The organism is Paracoccus sp. JM45, from assembly GCF_003590715.1.
In the GTDB taxonomy this organism is placed as follows: domain Bacteria; phylum Pseudomonadota; class Alphaproteobacteria; order Rhodobacterales; family Rhodobacteraceae; genus Paracoccus.
In genome coordinates this window covers 124,499-145,989 of the sequence record NZ_QQVY01000006.1, presented here as the reverse complement: position 1 = coordinate 145,989, position 21,491 = coordinate 124,499, and the positions used below count along the sequence as shown (strand labels likewise).

Here is a 21,491-nt window from a genome sequence, read left to right as displayed (position 1 = left end):
AGATATGACAATGGCCGATACGCCAAATATTCAGGATTCCCATTTCAGGAAAATCGATGCTGACGATCTTCTGGCCCCTGCGAAGGTAACGCATGCACCCCGCATCTTGCTGCTCTATGGCTCGGTCAGGGAACGGTCGTTTAGCCGTCTGATGACCCAAGAGGCGGCGCGCATCCTGACACGTTTTGGCGCTGAAACGCGGATATTCGATCCTTCGGGAATGCCTTTGCCCGATGATGTCGATGTCAGTCATCCCAAGGTACAGGAACTGCGTGATCTGGTGACATGGTCCGAAGGGATGGTCTGGTGTTCGCCGGAACGTCATGGTGCCATGACCGGTATCATGAAATCCCAGATCGACTGGATTCCGCTGTCCCTTGGCGGGGTGCGTCCCACACAGGGCAAAACGCTGGCTGTCATGCAGATCACCGGTGGATCGCAAAGTTTCAACACGGTCAACCAACTGCGTATCCTTGGACGCTGGATGCGGCTGCTGACGATCCCGAACCAGTCTTCAACCCCGAAGGCATTTTTGGAATTCGACGACAATGACCGGATGAAGCCGTCGCCATTCTATGACCGTATCGTCGACGTGATTGAGGAGCTGGTCAAGTTCACCCTTCTGACACGGGGGTGCAATGCAACCCTGCTGGACCGCTATAGCGAACGCAAGGAAAGCGCAGCCGAACTGTCAAAGCGGGTCAACCAGACCTCTATCTGACACGATCGGCAATATTCCCTGCCGTTGATGCGCAAGAGATGCTAGAAAATAGTTCCCGATTTCCAGCAATTTCCAAGGTTCGTGTCGATGCCCCTTCCAAAGCTGTCGTTGCAGGTCTTCGAGGCGTTCGAACAGGTTGCCCAATTCGGATCAATGCAGTCAGCCGCGCGGCAGATGGGCATATCGATTTCGGCGGTATCCCATCACATCGCCCGGCTAGAGGACGAGCTGGGCGTTACCTTGCTGGACCGTTCCACGCGTCCCTTTGTACTGACCCGTGAAGGGCGTGATATGCTGCCGCACGTCACGTCCGGCCTGCAACACCTGCGCCGCGCGACCAGTGAAACCGTGGTCGCGGGGTTGCTGGGCACAAGATCTCTGCGGATCGGTCTGGTCGAGGATTTCGAAAGCAATTTGGGGCCGGAACTGGCGCGCATCCTGTCGGGGCGTATGCCCACGGCCAAGCTGTCCTTCAGCAATGTCCTTAGCCACGAGGCACCCGCCTTGCTGCGCCGCGGTGATCTGGACATAACCATCGTTTCGGGGATGGATCTGCAGGCCACCGAATTCCAGATGCACGCTCTGCTGCGCGATCCCTTCGTAATCATCCATCCCGAAGGTTGCCTGTCCACGCCCGAACAATTGCTGGCGGGCGCATCGGACCTGCCGTTCCTGCGCTTCAATCCGACCCACCAGATCGGCAAACAGGTCGAGGGGCATCTGGCCCGTAACCGCATTTCATTGGTCGAAAAGTATAATTTCGACACGGTCCAATCCATTATGGCCGTCGTTGCCAATGGTCGCGGCTGGGGGATCATTACCCCCCTCGGCTATGCCCGCGCCGAACGTTTTGCCCCCCAGGTGCGGCTGCAACCCCTGCCCTTTGCAAGTTTCTCGCGCCGGATTTCGCTGGTCGCGCGGCATGATTTCGACCGAGCCACGGCAAGCGCAATTGCTGGACTTGTGCGTGACACCATCCCTGCGGTGGTGATCGATCCGGTAACCGTGGCCTATCCATGGCTTGCCGATAACTTCGCCGTTCTTTCGGACCAACGCTGAAAAACGCGGCATATCCGGTCCTTCCGGTGGACGCGATTGCAAAGACAGTTCCACGTTTTCGGGAACTGTCAGACGGCGATTGACCGGTCAGGGCTTTCAGATCCTGTGATGCGTAACAGTCCATTATACCAAAAAGGTGAACCATGCGGGATCAGGCCAGAGTTGTCATTATCGGAGGCGGCATCGCGGGATGCTCGGCGCTTTACCATCTGACCAAAGAGGGGTGGACCGATGTGATGCTGATCGAAAGGGATGAGCTGACCTCGGGGACGACATGGCATTCCGCCGCGCAGGTCACGAATTTCGGCATGACGCAGACCATGGTCGGGCTGAAAACGCATTCGATCAATCTGTATAAAGAACTGCGCGACGATCCCGAATATCCGGTCGGCTATAACTATGGCGATGGCGGCATCCGTCTGGCCAATACTGAAGCGCAGATGGACGGCTATCGCCACTTCACCTCGATGGCGGCCGCGATGGGCGTCGAATTCGAGGTGCTGGACGCTGCGGAATGTGCCCGCCGCCACCCGCTAATTTCCACCGACAACCTGCTGGGCGGGCTTTGGGACCCCACAGATGGCCATATCGACCCCGCGCAGCTGTGTCAGGCACTTGCCCGCCGCGCCCGTCTGGCCGGTGCCGAAGTGAACCGCCACACCCCCGTGACCGGCCTGACCCAGCATCCCGACCACACGTGGACCGTTCATACCACGAAGGGCGACGTGAAAGCCGAAATCGTGGTCAATGCTGGTGGCTATCGTTGCAATGAAATCGGCGCGATGATGGGCGTCAGCCATCCCGTCGCCTCGATGGAGCATCAATATTTCCTGACCGAGGATATCCCGGCCATCGCCGAGGCCGGCCACCGCATGCCGCTGCTGCGTTGCCCGATCAGCGATTATTACTGCCGTCAGGAAAAGGGCGGGTTGCTTCTGGGCTTTTATGAACAGGATTGCCGCACATGGGGCATGGACGGGATCGACCCCAAGTTCACCAATGACCTGTGCCCCGACGATCTGGACCGTGTGACCGACGTGCTGGAAGGCGCCTTCGCCCGCATGCCCGCCCTGATGGAAACCGGCATCCGCAGCGTCGTGAACGGTCCGATCACCTATACCATCGACGGCGCACCGCTGGTCGGCCCGATCCCGGGCAAGCGCAATGCCTTCTGCATCATCGGCCTGCGTGCGGGTCTGGGCGAAGGTGGCGGCCACGGCTGGTTGCTGGCCCAGCAGATTGTTCATGGCGAGGCGCAATACGACACATGGGTCATCGACCCCCGCCGCTTTACCGGACATGCCACGGTCGAACTGACCGCCCTGAAAGCGATCGAGGATTACCAGAACGAATTCCGCTTCCACTTCCCGCATGAACACCGCCCCGCAGGTCGACCGATGAAAACCACCCCCCTGACCGCCGTACTGGCAGCAGAGGGCGCGGAATTCGGCACCGTCAACGGCTGGGAACGCGTCGATTACATCAAGCCGACCCCCGACTTCCACGAAACGCTTGGCTTCCGCTTTAACGAACTACATGACGTCATCGCCGCCGAGGTTGAAACCGTCAGCACCGCCGTCGGCATCACCGAGGTGTCGGGCTTTAACCGCTTTGAATTGACCGGCAAAGACACACACAGCTTCCTTGACCGCATGTTCTGTGGCCGCGTTACCAAAAAACCGGGCCGGGTCGGTCTTGGCTATCTGCTGAACGAACATGGACTGGTCAAGGGCGAGGCCACCATTGCCAACCTGCCTGCGTCGGATCGCGGTCCGGATCGGGTCTGGTACGGATCGGCTGCGGCGTCGGAATATCACGACATGGACTGGTTGAAGAAACATCTGCGCGAAGATGAGGATGTGACCATCCGGTCGCTGACCAACCAGCAGACGATCCTTGTGATTGCAGGCCCCAAAGCGCGTGATGTTCTTTCCGCAGCTTCGCGCGGTGACTGGTCGCGCGAGGCTTTTCCGTTCCTGTCGGTGCGCGAAGCCTATATCGGTATTGCCCCTGCCACCGTTCTGGGCGTCAGCTTTTCGGGCGAACTGGCCTATGAAATCCACGTGCCGAACGAAAACCTTCATGCGGCCTATATTGCCCTTCGTAAGGCGGGCGCGGCGCATGGCATGAAAATCTTTGGCGCAAGGGCCGTGGATTCCATGCGACTGGAAAAGGGCTTCCTGCATTGGAAGGCTGATATCCTGACCGAATTCGATCCCTTCGAAACCGGCGTCGACCGCTTTGTAAAACTGGACAAAGGTGACTTTATCGGCCGCGATGCCTTGCTAAAGCGACATAAGGCCGGTCCGACCGTCAAGCTGGTCACGCTGGCGGTTGATACCAAAGAGGCCCCCGCCCATGCGGGCGCATCGGCGCGGTTGAATGGCGAAATCGTCGGAACGGTTTCGTCGGGTGATTGGGGTCACAGGACCGGCCTGAACATTGCCTATGCCTTCGTGAAGCCCGAAGTGGCGGCCGAAGGGACGGAAATGACCATCGACATTCTGGGTATGGCTGTTCCCGCAAAGGTCATTCCCGCAAGCCCCTATGATCCGGAATTTGCCAAGATGCGTGGCTAATACGAACTGGCGCTATCGAAGGGGCTTTCTGGCCCTACTGCAGGGGGGCATCGCCCCCCTATACCAATTGTGCTGAACATCCTTGGCCAGGGGCTTATTATGACACATCAAAACACCATCGACACCGCACCCGAGGAGGTCTTCGCCTCGTACCGTCAGGTCAATCTGATCGACGCCAAACGCGTCCCTTCCAAGGCAGCACTGGATGTCATCAATCCGGCCACCGGGCTGGTTCTGGGTCAGGCAGCTGCCAGCGATGCGGATGAAACCGCAGCGGCCATCGCCTCGGCCAAGACCGCGCAGGCGGCGTGGGCGCAGGTTCCTGCCCGCACCCGTGGCAAGCAAGTCGCCGCTGCCGCCCGCGCCGTTCTGGAACATGCCGAACTGATTGCACAGGTTCTGGCCCGCGAAACCGGCAAGGCCATCCGCACCGAATGCCGTGGCGAGGTTGCTGTTGCCGCCGATATCATCGAATTCTATGGCAATCTGGGGTCCGAACTGAAAGGGCAGACCGTCCCCTATAATCCGCGCATGTTGACGATGACGACGCGCGAACCGCTTGGCGTTGTGGCCGCCATTGTGCCGTGGAACGTGCCGCTGGTGTTATTCTCGCTGAAGGTTGGGCCGGCACTGGTGGCCGGAAATTCGGTTGTGGTCAAATCGTCGGAAGAGGCCCCTTTTGCCACCTATCTGATGGCCGAGATCATGATGCGCCATCTGCCCGCCGGTGTGCTGAACGTTGTGAACGGCACAGGCATCGAATGCGGCAATGCGCTGACCGGCCACGCCGATATCGCCAAGATCACCTTCACCGGTTCCGAAGCCGTGGGCGAGGCGATCTATAAGGTCGGTGCCGCGCGGCTGATACCAGTGTCGCTGGAACTGGGCGGCAAATCCCCGATGATCATCTGTCAGGATGCCGATCTGGACAAAGCCGTCGCAGGCGCGATTTCAGGTATGCGCTTTACGCGTCAGGGCCAAAGCTGTACCGCCGCCAGCCGTATCTATGTCCATGACAGTTTGATGGACGCATTCATGCAGCAGCTTGGCGCGGCACTGGATCAGCTGGTCATCGGCGACCCGCTGGATGAGGCGACCGATATCGGCACCATCATCAACGCCCGCCAGATCGCGACGATCAACAGCTATGTTGCCAAGGCCGAGGCGACTAAGGGCGCGACCGTCACCCGCTATGGCCAATTGCCCCAAGACGCGGCGCTGTCGCCCGACCTTTATGCCCAACCCACCATCCTGACCGGCCTGCCTGACGACCACCCCTGCGTGATGGAGGAAATTTTCGGCCCCGTTGCCGTCGTTCAGGGCTGGTCCGATTATGACGCCGTGCTGGATCAGGCCAATAGCACCCATTACGGGCTGGCCGCATCAGTCTGGACGAAAAGCCTGTCGGTCGCGCTGGACAGCACATCACGGTTGAACGCGGGCTATGTGCAGGTGAACCAGAACCTGACGATCCAGCCCAATGTCAGCTATGGCGGGTTTGGACGGTCGGGTCTTGGCAAGGAAGCCTCGCTCGAGGCGATGCTGGATCACTTCACACGGTCGAAGACCATCGTGATGAACTTCGACTGATGGAAAATATCATCGTATTGTCCGCCGCCACATTGGCGGCAGGCTTCCTGCGGGGCGTGACCGGTTTCGGTTTCGCCCTTGCAGCCGTTCCGTTGTACAGCCTTAGCGTCCCACCGATCGAGGCTGTCATTCTGGCCCAGATGCTGCAGATTGCCGCCGCGCCAACGGATATTATCCAGAACCACAAGATCATTGATCGCAAGGCCCTGCGATTGCTGTGCATTGGGGCGTTGGTCTTCACACCGGTCGGTGCCTATTTCGCGACGCGCCTGCCGCCCGACATCATGCGTCTGGCCATTGCCGTGGTCGTGTTGCTGGGGCTGGCCGCGTTGATGGCCAAGGTCAACATCCGTGACGGCAAGGGTCCCGCTGTAACGGCAGGTGCCTTTGCCGGTTTGCTGGGTGGTCTGGCCGCAATGCCCGGCCCGCCTGCTGTCGCCTATTTCCTTGGTCGGGCGGGTGACAAACGGACCAGTCGCGCATCATTGCTGCTGTTCTTCGCCTTTACGGCGATCATTGCACTGCTGTCGCTGGCAATCGGATCCGATGTCCTGCACTGGGGGATGTTGCTGGTGGCGGCCTCTTGTTATCCTGCGCTGCTGATCGGCAATTGGGCGGGAACGCAGCTGTTCAAGCGGCTTGGCGACGGTCATTACCGCATCGCTGCGCTGGGTGTGCTGTTCATTTCGGCGGTGCTGACAGGTGTCAAAGGGCTGTCCGGACTGATCTGAACCACCTCTCCTTGAACATAAAAAAACGCCGCTTGGACAAGCGGCGTTTTTTCTGTTCAGCCCTTGGGATCAGGGATCAGGCGCGGCCCTTCCACGGGACCAGCCATCCTTCGGCCTTGCGCATCAGGATATCGATGCCGAACCCGATCAGGCCGATCAGCACGATCCCCATCAGCACGATATCGGTTGCCTGAAACTTGGACGCCGCGACAATCATCTTGCCCGCCCCTTTTTCAGCGGCCACCAGTTCCGCCGCGACAACGGTGCCCCAGCAAACGCCCATCGCCACACGCGCACCGGTAAAAATCTCGGGCAGGGAGTTGGGAACGATGACATGCCGCAGCACCTGCCATTTCGACGCACCCAGCGAATAGGCCGCGTGGACCTTGGCGATATCGACCCCCGACACGCCCGCACGGGCCGAAATGATCATCACCCAAAGCGCCGCAAGGAACAGCAGGACGATCTTGCCGTTTTCACCGATACCGAACCAGATAATGACCAGCGGGATCAGGGCCAGCGGCGGCACGGGGCGCATGAATTCGACGATCGGATCGAACCAGCCGCGTGCCCATCCCGAAAGACCCATGGCATATCCCAGCGGAATACCCACCAGCGACCCTAGGGCAAAGCCTGCAAGCACGCGCCACAGCGACCAGCCAACATGTTCTAGCAGCGACACGTTCTGGTATCCGTCGCGTGCGATTTCGAAAAAGCGGGTGGCGACAGCCTCGGGGGATGGCATCCAGATCGGTTCCATCTGCAAACCCTTATCGGGCGCGAAGTTCAGCGATCCCTTGCCGGTCATCAGAACGCTGCCGTTGGGGACCGAAACCTCTTGGCCCGGTGCGATGGGCTTCCCTTCGACCGAGATGATGGTCGCATCATCGCCGTCATTGCGCTGTGCGCTGATCAGTACCGACCGCCATTCGGCAACAGTCGCCGTATCGCTGGTCGCAAAGCCCGATGCGGGTCCGGCGGCTGGGTCCGTTGCTTCTTCGCCCAGCTTATGGACCAGCACGGTCACCGTCGCATCGGCAGTATCGCCATCCGGCGCCTGTGAGGTATAGGTGAAAGACGTCGTTCCCTCATAGGGACCGGGCACATGGACCGGCACCAGGCTGGAACCCGTAAACGCGCCCCAGACAAGAAACACCGCCACAACCGATACGATCGAGGCGACGCGATCGGATTTCACGGCACTTTCATCACCGAAAGTTACCGTTTTCAGCGATGTGAAATCCGTGACTTTGCCCATGGTGGAACGGATCAGCGATGCCGCCAGAAATGCGCCGGAAAACAGCGCGATATACACAATAAGAATGATCAGACCGGTCATATCAGCTCTCCGCTCCGCCCATGATTTCTTCTTCCATTTCCCAGATCATTCCCAAAATCTCGTTCTTGGTGGCCCCGAATGCGGGGTCTTCCTTGACCGAGCGCAGATCGGCGCCGACCGCGCGTTCGGCAAAAGGCAGGCGATATTCTTTGTGGATACGGCCCGGACGTGGCGCCATGACCAGCAGGCGTTCGCCCAGCAGCAGCGCTTCGTCGACCGAATGGGTGATCAGGATGATCGTCTTGCCCGTTTCTTTCCACAATTTCAGCACAAGACCCTGCATCTTTTCACGCGTCAGCGCGTCAAGCGCACCCAGCGGTTCGTCCATCAGGATGACGTCAGGGTCATTGGCAAGGCAGCGGGCCAAGGCGACGCGTTGCTGCATCCCGCCCGACAGTTCATAGACGGCCTTATCCTTGAAAGCGCCCAGACCCACGGTGTTCAGCAGGTTCTCGACGATGGTGTTGCGGTCGGTTTCGGGCATGCCCTTCATGCGCGGCCCGAAACCGACGTTCTGGCGCACGCTCATCCATTCGAACAGCGCGCCCTTCTGGAAGACCATGCCACGCTGGGGTCCGGGTCCGTTCACCGGTTCTCCCTCCAGAGTCACGGCGCCGTCGGTCGGGGCCAGAAAGCCTGCCAGAATATTCAGCAGGGTCGATTTTCCACAGCCCGAAGGGCCAAGGACAGACAGCAATTCACCCTTGCCGATGTCAAGCGAGACATCCTGAAGGGCTTGCACGTGACCGCCTTTGGGCAGGTCGAACCGCATGGACAGGTTGTCGATGCTCAAGAAAGCCATGTTACAAGTTTCCCGAAATCTGAAGTGAAGGAAAGGCGGGCACCTGGCCCGCCAGACATGGGGATTTGCTTATTGTGCAGCTGCCAAAGGTGCCACATTGACGGTGTTTTCATATGTATCCAAAGCACTGCTGATGCTGCCTGCTTCCACGAAGACATCCGCGACGCCCTTCATAAAGTCGGCCACGTTGCCGCCCAGCCATTTCTGCGACAGCTGTTCCTCGATCGAGGGGAAGGAAAAGCCGCTGATAGCAGCTTCGGTCGCCTCGACCGACATGCCTGATTCTGCGGCAATCTTGGCCAGCATTTCAGGCGAATGGTTTTCATTCCATTCCGCATTGACCGCCGCCGTGACCTTCAAAAACTCGGACACCAGTGCTTCGTTTTCAACGGCGAAATCAGCCGGGGCCGAGGTGACGTCAAAGACCAGAATGCCCAGATCCTCTTTTTCGGTACCGGTCAGCAGGACATTGCCACTGTCTTTCATGCGCGTCAGGCCACCACCGTAACCGCAGGCCATATCGACCTCGCCCTGGGCAAGGGCAGCGGCACCATCGGTCGGGGCCATATCGACAATAGTCATGGTCGAGACATCGACGCCGAAATGGTCCATCTGGCGCAAGAACCCGTAATGCGAGGCGGTGCCGATCGGAATGGCAACCTTCTTGCCCGCCAGTTCATCGGCGCTGTCCTTGTCGATTTCCAGCGTCGTTGCCACAACACAGTTGTCGTTTTCGGAATAGCTGACCGCAATATCCAGCGTTTGCAGGGCCTGCCCCGCCGAGGTTGCCACGACGAAAGGCGGCACGCCCTGGGAAAGTGCGATCTGCACGTCACCTGACGCCATGGCCGCCGACATCGCCGTGCCGGTTTCGAAGGCCACCCAATTCACCGGCATTTCCAAAGCCTCGTCATAGGTGCCATCGGCTTTTGCTGCCAGAAACGGCATTGGCCATTCAAGGAAATAGCCCACCGTCAGATCCTGAGCGGTGGCGGATTGCGCTGCCATGATTAGGGCACCGGCGGACATGAGTTTCGCGAATGTCTTCATCTTGATCTCCTTGATGGATTATTTGGCGGCCATTGCCGCAAAGCTTTTCCCTGTTGTCTTGACAGGCAAACCCGGAACGTCGCGGCCTGCCCATGAAATGATCAAGACGGACATCCGAAAATTTTCTCAACAGCCTCGATGGGCTGGACCTATGGCTTGATATCGTCTGGCCCTACTCGCGCCGCAAGTTTGGGCACAGGTTAGATCCAAACCTGCCAAGGCAACCGATTTTGCCCGAAAACAGTGTTTTCCCATTGCCATATGCTGTCTTTAAGGAAACCCCGATGAACCAAGTCACCCCGATCAATGACATCGCCGATGTGATCCGCGCCGACCGCGCCCATGTCTGGCACCACCTGACCCAGCATAAAGCACATGAGACGACCGACCCGCGGGTGATGGTCGAAGGCAAGGGCATGCGTATCTGGGATGACAAGGGGCGCGAACATCTGGATGCGGTTTCCGGCGGCATCTGGACCGTCAATGTCGGCTATGGCCGCGCAAGCATGGGCAAGGCGATCAGTGATCAGGTAACCCGGCTGAACTTCTTCGGGCAGAATATGGGATCGGTTCCGGGGGCGATATTTGCCGAACAACTGATTGCCCGCATGCCGGGGATGAGCCGGGTCTATTACGTCAATTCCGGCTCTGAAGCGAACGAGAAAGCTTTCAAGATCATCCGCCAGATCGCGCATAAGCGTTACGGTGGTAAGAAAAACAAGATCCTGTACCGCGAACGCGATTACCACGGTTCGACTCTTGCGACCATGTCGGCGGGCGGCCAGCTGGAACGCAACGCCCAATACGGCCCCTTTGCCCCCGGTTTTGTGCAGGTGCCGCATTGTCTGGAATACCGCGCACAATGGGAGTGTGACAATTACGGCGAACGCGCCGCCAACGCAATCGAGGAGGTCATCCTGCGTGAAGGGGCCGATACCGTTGGGGCGATCTGTCTGGAAACGGTGACGGCGGGCGGCGGTGTGATCACCCCTCCGGTTGGGTATTGGGAACGCGTGCAGGAAATCTGCAAGAAATACGACGTGCTGCTGCATCTGGACGAGGTGGTCTGCGGCATCGGGCGTACCGGCGAATGGTTCGGATACCAGCACTATGGCATCAAGCCCGATCTGGTAACGATGGCCAAGGGCGTGGCGTCGGGCTATGCCGCCATCGCCTGTCTTGTGACCACGGAAGCCGTCTTCGACATGTTCAAGGATGATGCCGCCGACCCGATGAGCTTTTTCCGCGACATCTCGACCTATGGCGGTTGCACGGGTGGTCCGGCTGCCGCGCTGGAAAACATGCGTATCATCGAGGATGAGGGCCTGCTGGCCAACACCACCGCCATGGGCGCGCGTTTGATGGACAATCTGCACGCCCTTGGTGAAAAGCATGCAGCCATTGGCGATGTGCGCGGTCTGGGGCTGTTCTGCGGCGCGGAACTGGTGGCCGACCGCAATACCAAGGAACCCGCGTCCGAGGCGCATGTGCAGGCGGTCGTCGCCCAATGCATGGCGCAAGGCGTCATCATCGGTGCCACCGCGCGCGCCATTCCGGGCTTTAACAACACGCTGTGTCTGGCACCGGCACTCATTGCCGCGCCCGATGACATCGACCAGATCACCGATGCCATCGACGTCGCATTGACCCGCGTTTTCGGCTGATCTTCGTTTGCGTCGAGGCTGCGGACCCGGTATTCTTGGGTCCACAGCTTCGACGAAATAGGTCCAGACGTGGCAATACCACCCGAGCTTTTTCTGCTTCCTGCCAAAAGTGACGCGACCCTGCAGCAGCAGATCCAGCAGATCGTCGCCGAGGCGATTGTTTCGGGCCGCTGCGCGCCGGGCGAAAAAATGCCCTCATCGCGCGGGTTGGCCGATCATCTGGGTGTGTCGCGCATTACGGTAACACTTGGCTATACCGAACTGGTTGCGAACGAATATCTGGTGTCGCGCGACCGGTCGGGGTATTTTGTGGCCGATACCGCACCGACGCGGCCGATCTTTTCGGACCCCGCACAGCCCGGCGAAAATACCGTGGATTGGGATCGCAAGCTGATCCGCCGGACGCACTTGCGTGAAGATATCCTGCGCCCACCGAATTGGAACGACTATAAATACCCCTTTATCTATGGGCAGTCCGACCCTGATCTGTTCGATCACGGCAACTGGCGCAACTGCGCCTTGCGGGCGGTCGGTCGCAAAGATTTCGACAGCCTTGCGCAGGACCATTATCAGAACGACGACCCGATGCTGGTCGAATTCATCCTGCGCCAGATCCTGCCCCGACGCGGCATCCGTGCACATCCAGATGAAATCCTGATCACCATGGGCGGACAGAACGCCCTGTGGATGATCGCCCAGCTGCTTTTGTCCGAGGGTCAGAAAGCCATCGTCGAAAACCCCTGCTTTCCGGGCCTGCGCAAGATTTTCGACCAGATGCGTTATACTGCGACATCAATCGATGTGGACAGCGACGGCTTGCCGCCCGACATGATCCCGACCGACGCCGATGTGGTCTTTACCACCCCCAGCCATCATGCCCCGACCAATGTCACCATGCCGCTGGAACGGCGTCTGGCCATGCTGGAACGCGCCATGCGGGACGATTTCCTGATCGTCGAGGATGACTATGAATTCGAGATGTCATTCCTGAACCCGCCAGCCCCCGCGCTGAAATCGCTGGATCGGGCGGGGTCCGTGATTTATCTGGGGTCGTTTTCGAAATCGATCTTTCCGGGGCTGCGGCTTGGCTATGTCGTGGGGGCAAAACCGCTGATACAGGAAATGCGCAAGCTGCGGACCGTGGTGCTGCGCCATCCGCCCAGCCATATCCAGCGGACGACAGCCTATTTCCTGTCGCTTGGACATTATGACAGCCAGCTGAACCGGATGGGGCGGGTCTATGGCAAGCGCCGTGCCATTATGGAATCCTGCATCCGCGAATTTGGCCTGACACCGGCCGGTCGTGATATGTATGGCGGTTCATCCTTCTGGATGAAGGCACCGCCGGGCGTCGATACAACGCAGCTGGCGCTGGACCTTCGCAAGTCCAGCGTGCTGATCGAACCCGGCAATGCCTTCTTCGCCCGACGTGCGCCGGATAAAACGCACTACCGGATCGCCTATTCCTCGATCAACTCCAACCTGATCCGCGACGGTCTGTCACTGGTCGCCCAAGCGATCCAGACCGCGCAGAACAAGGCTTGACCTGTCAGCCCATCAATTCGCTGGAATAACCGCCGGGCGAGGCTGGGAAGACCACCGTTTTATTGCCGTTCAGGAACACACGGTGATGTGCATGGGCATGGATCGCGCGGGCCAGAACCTGACTTTCGACGTCGCGGCCAAGGCTGACATAATCCGCGGCGCTCTGGGCGTGGGTGACGCGGACGATGTCCTGTTCGATGATCGGACCCTCATCCAGATCGGCGGTCACATAATGGCTGGTCGCGCCGATCAGCTTCACACCGCGTTCATACGCCTGCTTATAGGGGTTTGCGCCCTTGAAGCTGGGCAGGAACGAATGGTGGATGTTGATGATCCGGCCCGACATCTTCTGGCACATCTGGTCCGACAGAATCTGCATATAGCGGGCCAGCACAATCAGTTCCGCGCCCGCATCCTCGACCACTTTCATGATGGCAGCTTCGGCTTCGGGTTTGTTCTGCTTGGTCACCTTGATGCAATGGAACGGGATATCCGCGTTTACCACCACCTTCTGGTAATCCATATGGTTCGAGATAACGGCCACGATTTCCACCGGCAAGGCACCGATACGAACACGGTACAGCAGGTCGTTCAGGCAATGGCCAAAGCGGCTGACCATGATCGCCACTTTCATTTTTTCGGCTTCGTCATGGAACTTGAAGGTCATGCCAAGCGGTTCGGCCACAGCAACAAAACCTTGTGACAAGGCGTCGAACTGCGCACCCTCTTCGGGGACAAAGCTGACCCGCATGAAGAAATGGCCCGTTTCCTGATCGTCGAACTGGGCGCTGTCGGTGATGTTGCAATCGTTCTCGGCCAGAAATGTCGAGATCGCCGCAACGATGCCACGCCGCGACGGGCATGTGACGGTCAAACAATAGGTGCTCATGTGGGGTCCTGTTCATCAAGAAGAAGCGGGTCAACGGAAAGATCATGCAGGTGGCAAAAGGCGCTAAGCGTATTGGCCAGCAGACAGGCAATGGTCATCGGCCCCACCCCGCCGGGCACAGGTGTAATGGCACCTGCGACCTGACGGGCACTTTCGAAATCGACATCACCGACCAGCCGGTGCTTTCCTTCACCCAGTTCGGGGGCGGGAATCCGGTTGATACCGACATCGATGACAGTTGCCCCCGGCTTGATCCAATCGGCCTTGACCAACCCCGGCACGCCTGCGGCCACCACCAGAATATCGGCCAGACGCGCCAGTTCGGGGATGTTGGTCGATGATTTATGCGCCACCATGACCGTGCAATCGGCATTCAGCAACAGGCGTGCCATCGGCTTGCCAACAATATTCGAATGCCCGATGACCAGCGCGGTTTTGCCGCGAAAATCATCGTGATAATGGCGCAGCATCATCATGCAGCCAAGCGGCGTACAGGGCACAATTGCGTCCTGTCCCGTCCCCACCATTCCCACATTCGAGGTATGGAACCCGTCCACATCCTTGGCCGGAGAGATGGTGTTGATCACCTGCCGCGCATCCAGATGCGCGGGCAAAGGCAGCTGGACAAGAATGCCATGCACCAGCGGATCATCGTTCAGGCGCCGGATCAGCCCCAGAAGTTCATCCTCGGGGGTGTCGACAGGCAGGCAATGCGTGAATGATTTCATCCCCGCCTGAACCGCCTGCTTGCCTTTGGAACGGACATACACCTCGGATGCTGCGTCATGCCCGACCAGCACGACGGCAAGACCCGGTGCCTGACCTGTCTGGGCATGCAAGGCTGCAACGCGGTCGCGGACGCGATGACGCACCGCCTCTGCGAATGCTTTGCCGTCAATCAGTTCAGCTGTCATGGATCACAGCTTTCCGGTCAATTCCGGGACCGCTTCGAACAGGTCGGCGACCAATCCGTAATCGGCAATCTGGAAGATGGGGGCTTCTTCGTCCTTGTTGATCGCAACAATGACCTTGCTGTCTTTCATACCCGCAAGATGCTGGATCGCGCCTGAAACACCGACCGCGATGTAAAGATCGGGCGCAACCACCTTGCCTGTCTGGCCGACCTGCAAATCGTTGGCCGCAAAACCACTGTCGACAGCCGCGCGCGAGGCACCGACAGCAGCGCCGATCTTATCGGCAAGACCCGAGATCAATGCAAAATCTGCCTGCGATCCGACACCGCGTCCCCCCGAAACAACGATCTTGGCCGAGGAAAGCTCGGGGCGGTCGTTCTTGATGACCTTGTCTTCGACATGCGCAGACAGGGTCGAGGTTTCTCCAAGCGCCACGACCTGAACCGGTGCCGCGGCGCCTTCGGCAGCCGCATCAAAGGCCGCCGTGCGAACGGATAGAACCTTGACAGCGTCCTGCGATTCAACGGTCTGGATGGCGTTACCGGCATAGATCGGCCGCTTGAAGGTTTTGGCGTCCAGAACCTCGATTACGTCGGTGATGACCATGGCATCCAGTAGCGCAGCAACGCGGGGCAGCACGTTCTTGCCCGAGTTGTTGGCCGGTGCCACAATATGGGTCACGCCAGCGGAATGATCCATGATCAGACGTGCAACGTTTTCTGCCAGACCATTGGCCACGGCGGCGTCTTCGCACAACAGCACTTTGCTAACGCCAGCGATTTTTGCAGCGGCGTCGGCTGCGGCTGCGGTGCCGCAGACAATCGCCGTCACTTCACCCAACTGCGCAGCAGCGGTTGCAGTTTTTGCGGTTGCATCAAGGGCCAATTCACCGCCCGAAACTTCGGCCAAAAGCAATACAGACATCAAACCATCCCCGTTTCTTTAAGTTTTTCGACCAGCTCGCTGACCGAGCCGACCTTGATCCCTGCTGCGCGACCGGCCGGTTCCTCGGTCGCGATGACCTTCAGGCGCAGGGCGGTATCGACGCCGTAATCTGCTGCGGTCTTTTCCTCAACCGGCTTTTTCTTGGCCTTCATGATATTGGGCAGGCTGGCATAGCGCGGTTCGTTCAGACGCAGATCGGTGGTGATGATCGCGGGCAGCGCTACGGTGATGGTTTGCAGACCGCCATCGACTTCGCGGGTGACATGGGCTTTGCCATCCTCGATCTTCAGTTCGGATGCAAAGGTTGCCTGACCCCAGCCCAACAATGCGGCCAGCATCTGGCCGGTTGCGTTCATGTCGTTATCAATGGCCTGCTTGCCAAGGATCACCAGTTGTGGCTGTTCATCGGCAACGATGCGCGCAAGGATCTTGGCAACGGTCAGCGGTTCGATATCGCCGCCTGCATCCGCCTCGACCAGAATGCCGCGATCGGCGCCCATGGCCAATGCGGTCCGCAGCGTTTCGGTGGATTTCTTTTCACCGATGGACACGACGATCACTTCGGATGCGATGCCTGCCTCTTTCAGACGGATTGCCGCCTCGACCGAGATTTCGTCAAAGGGGTTCATCGACATCTTGACGTTGGCCAGATCCACGCCCGTTCCGTCGGACTTGACCTTGACCTTCACGTTATAGTCGATGACGCGTTTGACAGGGACTAATATTTTCATCTGCGTGCTGTTCCTTTTCGAATACTGTGGTTGAGGTTCAGACCTTCACCCTGTCGGATGCGGGGTCATAGAAAGGTTTCAGGGATGCGGTCGCGTCGTAGCGCTGTCCCGCAACCTCGATCTGGTAATGCGATGACAGGACATCCTGCACGCTCTCACCGGCGCAGGGCACATAACCCATGCCCATCGCGGCCCCCAGATGATGTCCATAACTGCCAGAGCTGAGATAGCCGACGATGCGCCCGTCGCGAAGCACGGGTTCCGCGTGATACAGCAGCGGTTCGGGATCGGTCAGCATGAATTGCACCAAACGCTTTTGCAGGCCGGTTTCGCGTTTACGCAGCACCGCATCCCGCCCGATATAGGCAACATCGGTCTTTTTAAGTGCAAAGCCCAGACCGGCTTCGAGGATGTGATCCTCGGCCGAAATATCATGCCCGAAATGGCGAAAGCCCTTTTCCATGCGGCAGCTGTCCATCATGTGCAGCCCGCACAGCTTGGCATCCATATCGCGGCCTGCCTCGCGCAGAACCTCGAAGACATGGGCCGCCATATCGGTGGACACATAGATTTCCCACCCCAGTTCACCGACATAGGTGACGCGGTGGGCGCGGGCCAGACCCATGCCGATTTCGATGTCCTGACAGGTCCCGAAAGGGTTGGCCGTGTTCGAGAAATCATTCGGCGACACGCGTTGCAACAGCGCCCGCGAGTTGGGGCCCATCACGCAGATCACCGCTTCGGCTGCGGTCATATCGGTCAGGGTGACGCGGTGATCGCCCGTGTGGCGGCGCATCCATTCTTGATCGGCAAGCCGCGTCGCGGCAGGCGTGACCACCAGATAAACGGTTTCCGTCAGCCGGGTGATGGTCACATCCGCCTCGATCCCGCCCGCAGTGTTCAGGAACTGGCTATAGACGATTTTGCCAACGGGCACGGAAAGGTTGCTGGCCGAAACATGGTTCAGGAAAGCCTCGGCGTCCGGCCCCTCGACGCGGATTTTACCAAAGGACGACATATCATAGATGCCGATATTTTCGCGCACGGCCTTATGTTCGCGGGCAGCGTTGCCGAACCAGTTTTGCCGCTTCCACGAATATTCGTATTCCGGCTTTTGGCCCGCATCGGCAAACCAGTTGGCCCGTTCCCAGCCCGCCAGTTCACCCATCACCGCACCTTCGGCTTTTAGCGCCTCGTGCAGCGGCGAACGGCGGATACCGCGTGCGGTCGTCTTTTGCAGATAGGGAAAGTGATCGGCGTAAAGCAGGCCAAGTGTTTCTTTGGACCGTTCGAACAGATAGGTTTTATTCCCCTGAAAGGGCTGCATCCGCGCGATATCGACATCGCCTAAATCGAACGGCTTTTCGCCCGCATCTATCCACGAAGCCAGCGCCATACCCGCGCCGCCTGCCGACTGGATTCCGATCGAATTGAACCCTGCCGCGACCCAGACATTGTCCATCCCGGGGGCCTGACCCAAATGATAGGCATCATCGGGGGTAAAGCTTTCGGGACCGTTAAAGAAGGTGTGAATGCCCGTTTCCGCCAGCACCGGCATCCGGTTCACGGCCATTTCAAGAATCGGTTCGAAGTGGTCGAAATCTTCGGGCAGCTGGTCGAATTCGAAATCCTCGGGGATGCCGGTCATTGCCCATGGTTTGGCAACGGGTTCGAACGCGCCTAACAGTATCTTTCCCGCGTCTTCCTTGTAATAGGCGCATTCTTCGGGAACGCGCAGGGTCGGCAACTGCTGTAAACCGGCGATGGTATCGGTGACGATATAGAAATGTTCGCAGGCATGCAGCGGCACGTTGATGCCCATCTGACGCCCGACCTCATGCCCCCACATGCCGCTGCAATTGACGACATGATCGCAGGTGATGGTGCCGCTTTCGCCCGCCGCCTGCCATGACACGCCAGTGATGCGTCGACCGTCGCGGATAAAGCCGGTGACCTCGGTGCGTTCGATGATCTGCGCGCCGCGTTGTTTGGCACCACGCGCCAGGGCCAGCGCGATATTTGCGGGATCGCCCTGCCCGTCCTTATCCAGATAGACCGCCGCCTTGACGCCATCGGTATTCACATGCGGGTAACGGGTCAGCAGTTCAGAGGGGCTGATCTCCTCGACCTCGACACCGAAGGCACGTGCCATGGAAGCCTGACGCAGGATTTCCTCGCGCCGTTCGTCGGACAGCGCAACGGTGATCGACCCGTTACGACGAAAGCCGGTGGCGACGCCGGTTTCAGCCTCTAGGCTACCATAGAGTTCCTGACTGTATTTTGCCAGACGGGTCATGTTCTGGGACGCCCGCAGCTGGGCGATCAGACCCGCCGCATGCCATGTGGTCCCCGAGGTCAGCTGTTTGCGTTCCAGCAGGACCACATCTTGCCAGCCCAGCTTTGTAAGGTGATAGGCGGCCGAACATCCGATGACACCGCCACCGACGATGACAACGCGCGCATTCTTGGGGGGTAAAGCCATGTCTGTTATCCTTTACGCGCGAATGCGGCAGTTATCGGCGTCCCACAGGCAGGCGGTGTCCTGCACGGTGGCTTGCAGCCGCTGGCCATAGACCTCGATCTGGACCTGTGTTCCGGCGGTGGCGGCATCTGCGTCCAGCATCGCGACCGCAATGGCGGCATCGACCCGATAGCCATAGGCAGCCGAGGTAACCTCGCCCACCCTGCGACCACCGGCGAAGACCGTGGCCATATAAGGTGCATCCTGCTGGCCCGTTTCCACGATCAGACTGACCATGCGTTTTCTGGGCGTTCCTTCGGCCTGCAAAGCGGCCTTGCCGGGGAAATCCTGCGGTTTTTCCAGACGGACAAAGCGGCCCAATCCGGTTTCCAGCAGCGTATAGTCGCTGGAGAGATCACCCTTCCACGTCAGATAGCCTTTCTCGATCCGCATCGAATTCAGGGCATACATCCCGAAAGGCACCGCGCCTGCATGACGGATGGCGTCATAGATGGCGGCGGCATCGGCGGGATCTGCGTGAACCTCCCACCCCAGTTCGCCTGCGAAGGACACGCGGGCCAGAAGGGCGGGTTTTCCTGCAACGATGGCCGTCTGATGGGTCAGCCAGCCAAGCGACAGATCGGCATCCGTCAGCCCCGCCAGCAGGTCGCGGGTTTCGGGACCGGTGACCAGCATGGCAGTTACCTCGGTCGTCCGGTCGGTCAGTGTCACCCCATCGGGCAGGTTGCGCGACAGCAGATCAAAGTCATGCCATTGCGCCACAGCGGCAGTCATCAGGGTAAAGCTGTCGTCGCCGTGGCGGATGCAGGACATTTCCGTCAGGACGCGACCACGGGTATCAGACAAATAGATCAGGTTCATCCGGCCCACTTTGGGCAGACCGCCTGCAATCATACCGCGCAGCCATTCGGCAGCGCCCGCACCTTCCAGTGCAAAGCGTGAAAATCCGCACAGATCGATGATGCCGACGCCGTCGCGGACGGCCTGAACCTCGGCGCGGATGCGGGGTTCCCACGGGCCGTTGCGGTCCCATGTCAGGGTCGCGGCAGCGGATGTGTCATCGCCGTCCTTGGCGAACCAGTTGACGCGTTCCCAGCCGTTATAGGCCCCCATCTGCCCGCCATCAGCCACCAGCCGGTCATGGTTCGGCGACAGCTTGCAGTTGCGTTCGGCAGGCCATTCGCGGTGCGGGAAATGCATGCCGTATTCATGGCCATAGGTTTCCAGCGCCTTGCCAAGGCAGAATTTTTCATCGGCATGGGCGGTAAAGCGGCGCGGATCGACCGACCACATGTCCCATTCGGTATGACCGTGCATGATCCATTCAGACAACAGCTTGCCCGCACCGCCGCCTTGGGCAATGCCGAAGGTAAAGCTGTGGGCTTCGAACGCGTTGGGCACACCGGGCATCGGGCCGATCATCGGCAGGCCGTCGGGGGCATAGGGGATGGGCCCGTTGATATTGCGCTGGACGCCTTGGGTTCCCAGCAAGGGGACACGGGCCATCGCATCCTCGATATACCACCCCAACCGGTCCAGATCATCGGGATACAGCTGGAAGCTGAAATCATCCGGCATTTCCATGCCCGACGCCCAGCCTGCGCGACACTCAAGTTCATAGGGTCCAAGGTTCAGCGAATATGTGTCCTGCCGCAGGTAATAAGAGCTGTCGACGTCGCGCAGCATCGGCAGTTTGCGACCGTGTTCCCTGGACCATGCGGCCACCTCGGGGATGGCTTCGGTCAGGAAGTACTGATGGCTCATGACGGTCATGGGAACGCGGCGGCCACCATGTGGCAGGAACCATTCGCCCACACGGCCCGCGTAATACCCCGCGGCGTTCACGACATATTCACAGCGGATTTCGCCCTTGGGGGTGTGGACGATCCATTCGCCGCCATCACGTGTGACACCCGTGGCGGGGGCAAAGCGTGCGATGGTGCCCCCGTGCGCCCGCGCGCCCTTGGCCAGCGCCTGCGTGACCTGACTGGGGTCGATATCGCCGTCCAGCGGGTCCCAAAGGCCGCCTTCCAGATCATGGGTTTCCATAAAGGGGAAATGCTGCTGCAATTCGTCGGGTGTGCACATATCCATTGTCAGCCCCATATGGGCCGCCATGCCGCGCACGCGTTCGAATTCCATCATCCGTTCATGGCTGTGGGCCAGCCGCACCGCACCGGTCACGTGATAGTTGATCGGATAATCCACCAGACCGGCCAGGTCACGATACAGCGCCAGACCGTAACGCTGCATGTTCATCACACCGTAATTGGCCGCGAAATTCGGGCAATTGCCCGCAGCATGCCACGTGGACCCAGCGGTCAGTTCGTTCTTTTCCAGCAGGACACAATCGGACCAACCCGCTTTGGCCAGATGGTACAGCGCCGATACGCCGACGACACCACCACCAATGATCACCACACGCGCAGTCGAAGGAAGGGACATCATCA

General features: G+C 59.4%; 16 protein-coding genes. 7 read left to right on the top strand and 9 right to left on the bottom strand.

Annotation, left to right across the window (positions count from 1 at the left end):
* Window positions 1–10: 10 nt before the first annotated feature.
* From arsH to DWB67_RS10675, 5 genes are all read left to right on the top strand, one after another.
* Window positions 11–721 carry an arsenical resistance protein ArsH gene (gene arsH / locus DWB67_RS10695; RefSeq protein WP_119807533.1) on the top strand — a complete coding sequence of 237 codons (711 nt, stop codon included), beginning with the start codon at window positions 11–13 and terminating at the stop codon, window positions 719–721.
* 87 nt (window positions 722–808) lie between these two features.
* Window positions 809–1,780, top strand: coding sequence for a LysR family transcriptional regulator (locus DWB67_RS10690; protein WP_119807532.1), 972 nt, complete (start codon window positions 809–811; stop codon window positions 1,778–1,780).
* Window positions 1,781–1,923: 143 nt separating this feature from the next.
* Complete coding sequence (locus tag DWB67_RS10685; protein ID WP_119807531.1) at window positions 1,924–4,359, top strand: FAD-dependent oxidoreductase; 2,436 nt, start codon at window positions 1,924–1,926, stop codon at window positions 4,357–4,359.
* 99 nt (window positions 4,360–4,458) lie between these two features.
* Window positions 4,459–5,949, top strand: coding sequence for an aldehyde dehydrogenase family protein (locus DWB67_RS10680; protein WP_119807548.1), 1,491 nt, complete (start codon window positions 4,459–4,461; stop codon window positions 5,947–5,949).
* The gene (locus DWB67_RS10675; protein WP_119807530.1) at window positions 5,949–6,680 is read left to right on the top strand and encodes a sulfite exporter TauE/SafE family protein; all 732 of its coding nucleotides are present in this window, start codon (window positions 5,949–5,951) and stop codon (window positions 6,678–6,680) included. Before DWB67_RS10680 ends, DWB67_RS10675 begins: the two co-directional genes overlap by 1 nt.
* Window positions 6,681–6,756: 76 nt before the next feature.
* On the opposite strand, the gene DWB67_RS10670 is transcribed toward DWB67_RS10675, so the two are convergent.
* The 3 genes from DWB67_RS10670 to DWB67_RS10660 all read right to left on the bottom strand — a co-directional run bounded on the left by DWB67_RS10670 (window position 6,757) and on the right by DWB67_RS10660 (window position 9,871).
* Window positions 6,757–8,010 (bottom strand): ABC transporter permease, encoded by a 1,254-nt coding sequence (locus DWB67_RS10670; protein WP_119807547.1) that lies wholly within the window; start codon window positions 8,008–8,010, stop codon window positions 6,757–6,759.
* Window positions 8,011–8,020: 10 nt separating this feature from the next.
* Window positions 8,021–8,821, bottom strand: coding sequence for an ABC transporter ATP-binding protein (locus tag DWB67_RS10665; RefSeq protein WP_119807529.1), 801 nt, complete (start codon window positions 8,819–8,821; stop codon window positions 8,021–8,023).
* A gap of 69 nt (window positions 8,822–8,890) precedes the next feature.
* The gene (locus DWB67_RS10660) at window positions 8,891–9,871 is read right to left on the bottom strand and encodes an ABC transporter substrate-binding protein (RefSeq protein WP_119807528.1); all 981 of its coding nucleotides are present in this window, start codon (window positions 9,869–9,871) and stop codon (window positions 8,891–8,893) included.
* 284 nt (window positions 9,872–10,155) lie between these two features.
* Between DWB67_RS10660 and DWB67_RS10655 the strand changes: the two genes are divergently transcribed.
* Both DWB67_RS10655 and DWB67_RS10650 read left to right on the top strand, forming a co-directional pair.
* Window positions 10,156–11,535, top strand: coding sequence for an aspartate aminotransferase family protein (locus DWB67_RS10655; RefSeq protein ID WP_119807527.1), 1,380 nt, complete (start codon window positions 10,156–10,158; stop codon window positions 11,533–11,535).
* Between the two features lie 69 nt (window positions 11,536–11,604).
* A complete protein-coding gene (locus DWB67_RS10650) occupies window positions 11,605–13,080 on the top strand; it encodes a PLP-dependent aminotransferase family protein (protein WP_119807526.1) in 1,476 nt (491 codons plus the stop codon).
* A gap of 4 nt (window positions 13,081–13,084) precedes the next feature.
* Here the strand turns inward: DWB67_RS10650 and purU are convergent, their stop codons facing one another.
* From purU to DWB67_RS10620, 6 genes are read right to left on the bottom strand one after another with little or no spacing between them, the layout of a single operon-like run.
* Window positions 13,085–13,969, bottom strand: a complete 885-nt coding sequence (gene purU, locus DWB67_RS10645) for a formyltetrahydrofolate deformylase (protein ID WP_119807525.1) — start codon at window positions 13,967–13,969, stop codon at window positions 13,085–13,087.
* The gene (gene folD / locus DWB67_RS10640) at window positions 13,966–14,883 is read right to left on the bottom strand and encodes a bifunctional methylenetetrahydrofolate dehydrogenase/methenyltetrahydrofolate cyclohydrolase FolD (protein ID WP_119807524.1); all 918 of its coding nucleotides are present in this window, start codon (window positions 14,881–14,883) and stop codon (window positions 13,966–13,968) included. The genes purU and folD overlap by 4 nt, the downstream gene beginning before the upstream one ends.
* Window positions 14,884–14,886: 3 nt before the next feature.
* Window positions 14,887–15,807: an electron transfer flavoprotein subunit alpha/FixB family protein gene (locus DWB67_RS10635; protein WP_119807523.1), complete on the bottom strand. Its 921-nt coding sequence runs from the start codon at window positions 15,805–15,807 to the stop codon at window positions 14,887–14,889.
* Complete coding sequence (locus tag DWB67_RS10630) at window positions 15,807–16,559, bottom strand: electron transfer flavoprotein subunit beta/FixA family protein (RefSeq protein ID WP_119807522.1); 753 nt, start codon at window positions 16,557–16,559, stop codon at window positions 15,807–15,809. The genes DWB67_RS10635 and DWB67_RS10630 overlap by 1 nt, the downstream gene beginning before the upstream one ends.
* Window positions 16,560–16,596: 37 nt before the next feature.
* Complete coding sequence (locus tag DWB67_RS10625) at window positions 16,597–19,041, bottom strand: FAD-dependent oxidoreductase (RefSeq protein WP_119807521.1); 2,445 nt, start codon at window positions 19,039–19,041, stop codon at window positions 16,597–16,599.
* Between the two features lie 12 nt (window positions 19,042–19,053).
* Window positions 19,054–21,489 carry an FAD-dependent oxidoreductase gene (locus DWB67_RS10620; RefSeq protein WP_119807520.1) on the bottom strand — a complete coding sequence of 812 codons (2,436 nt, stop codon included), beginning with the start codon at window positions 21,487–21,489 and terminating at the stop codon, window positions 19,054–19,056.
* Window positions 21,490–21,491: the final 2 nt, after the last annotated feature.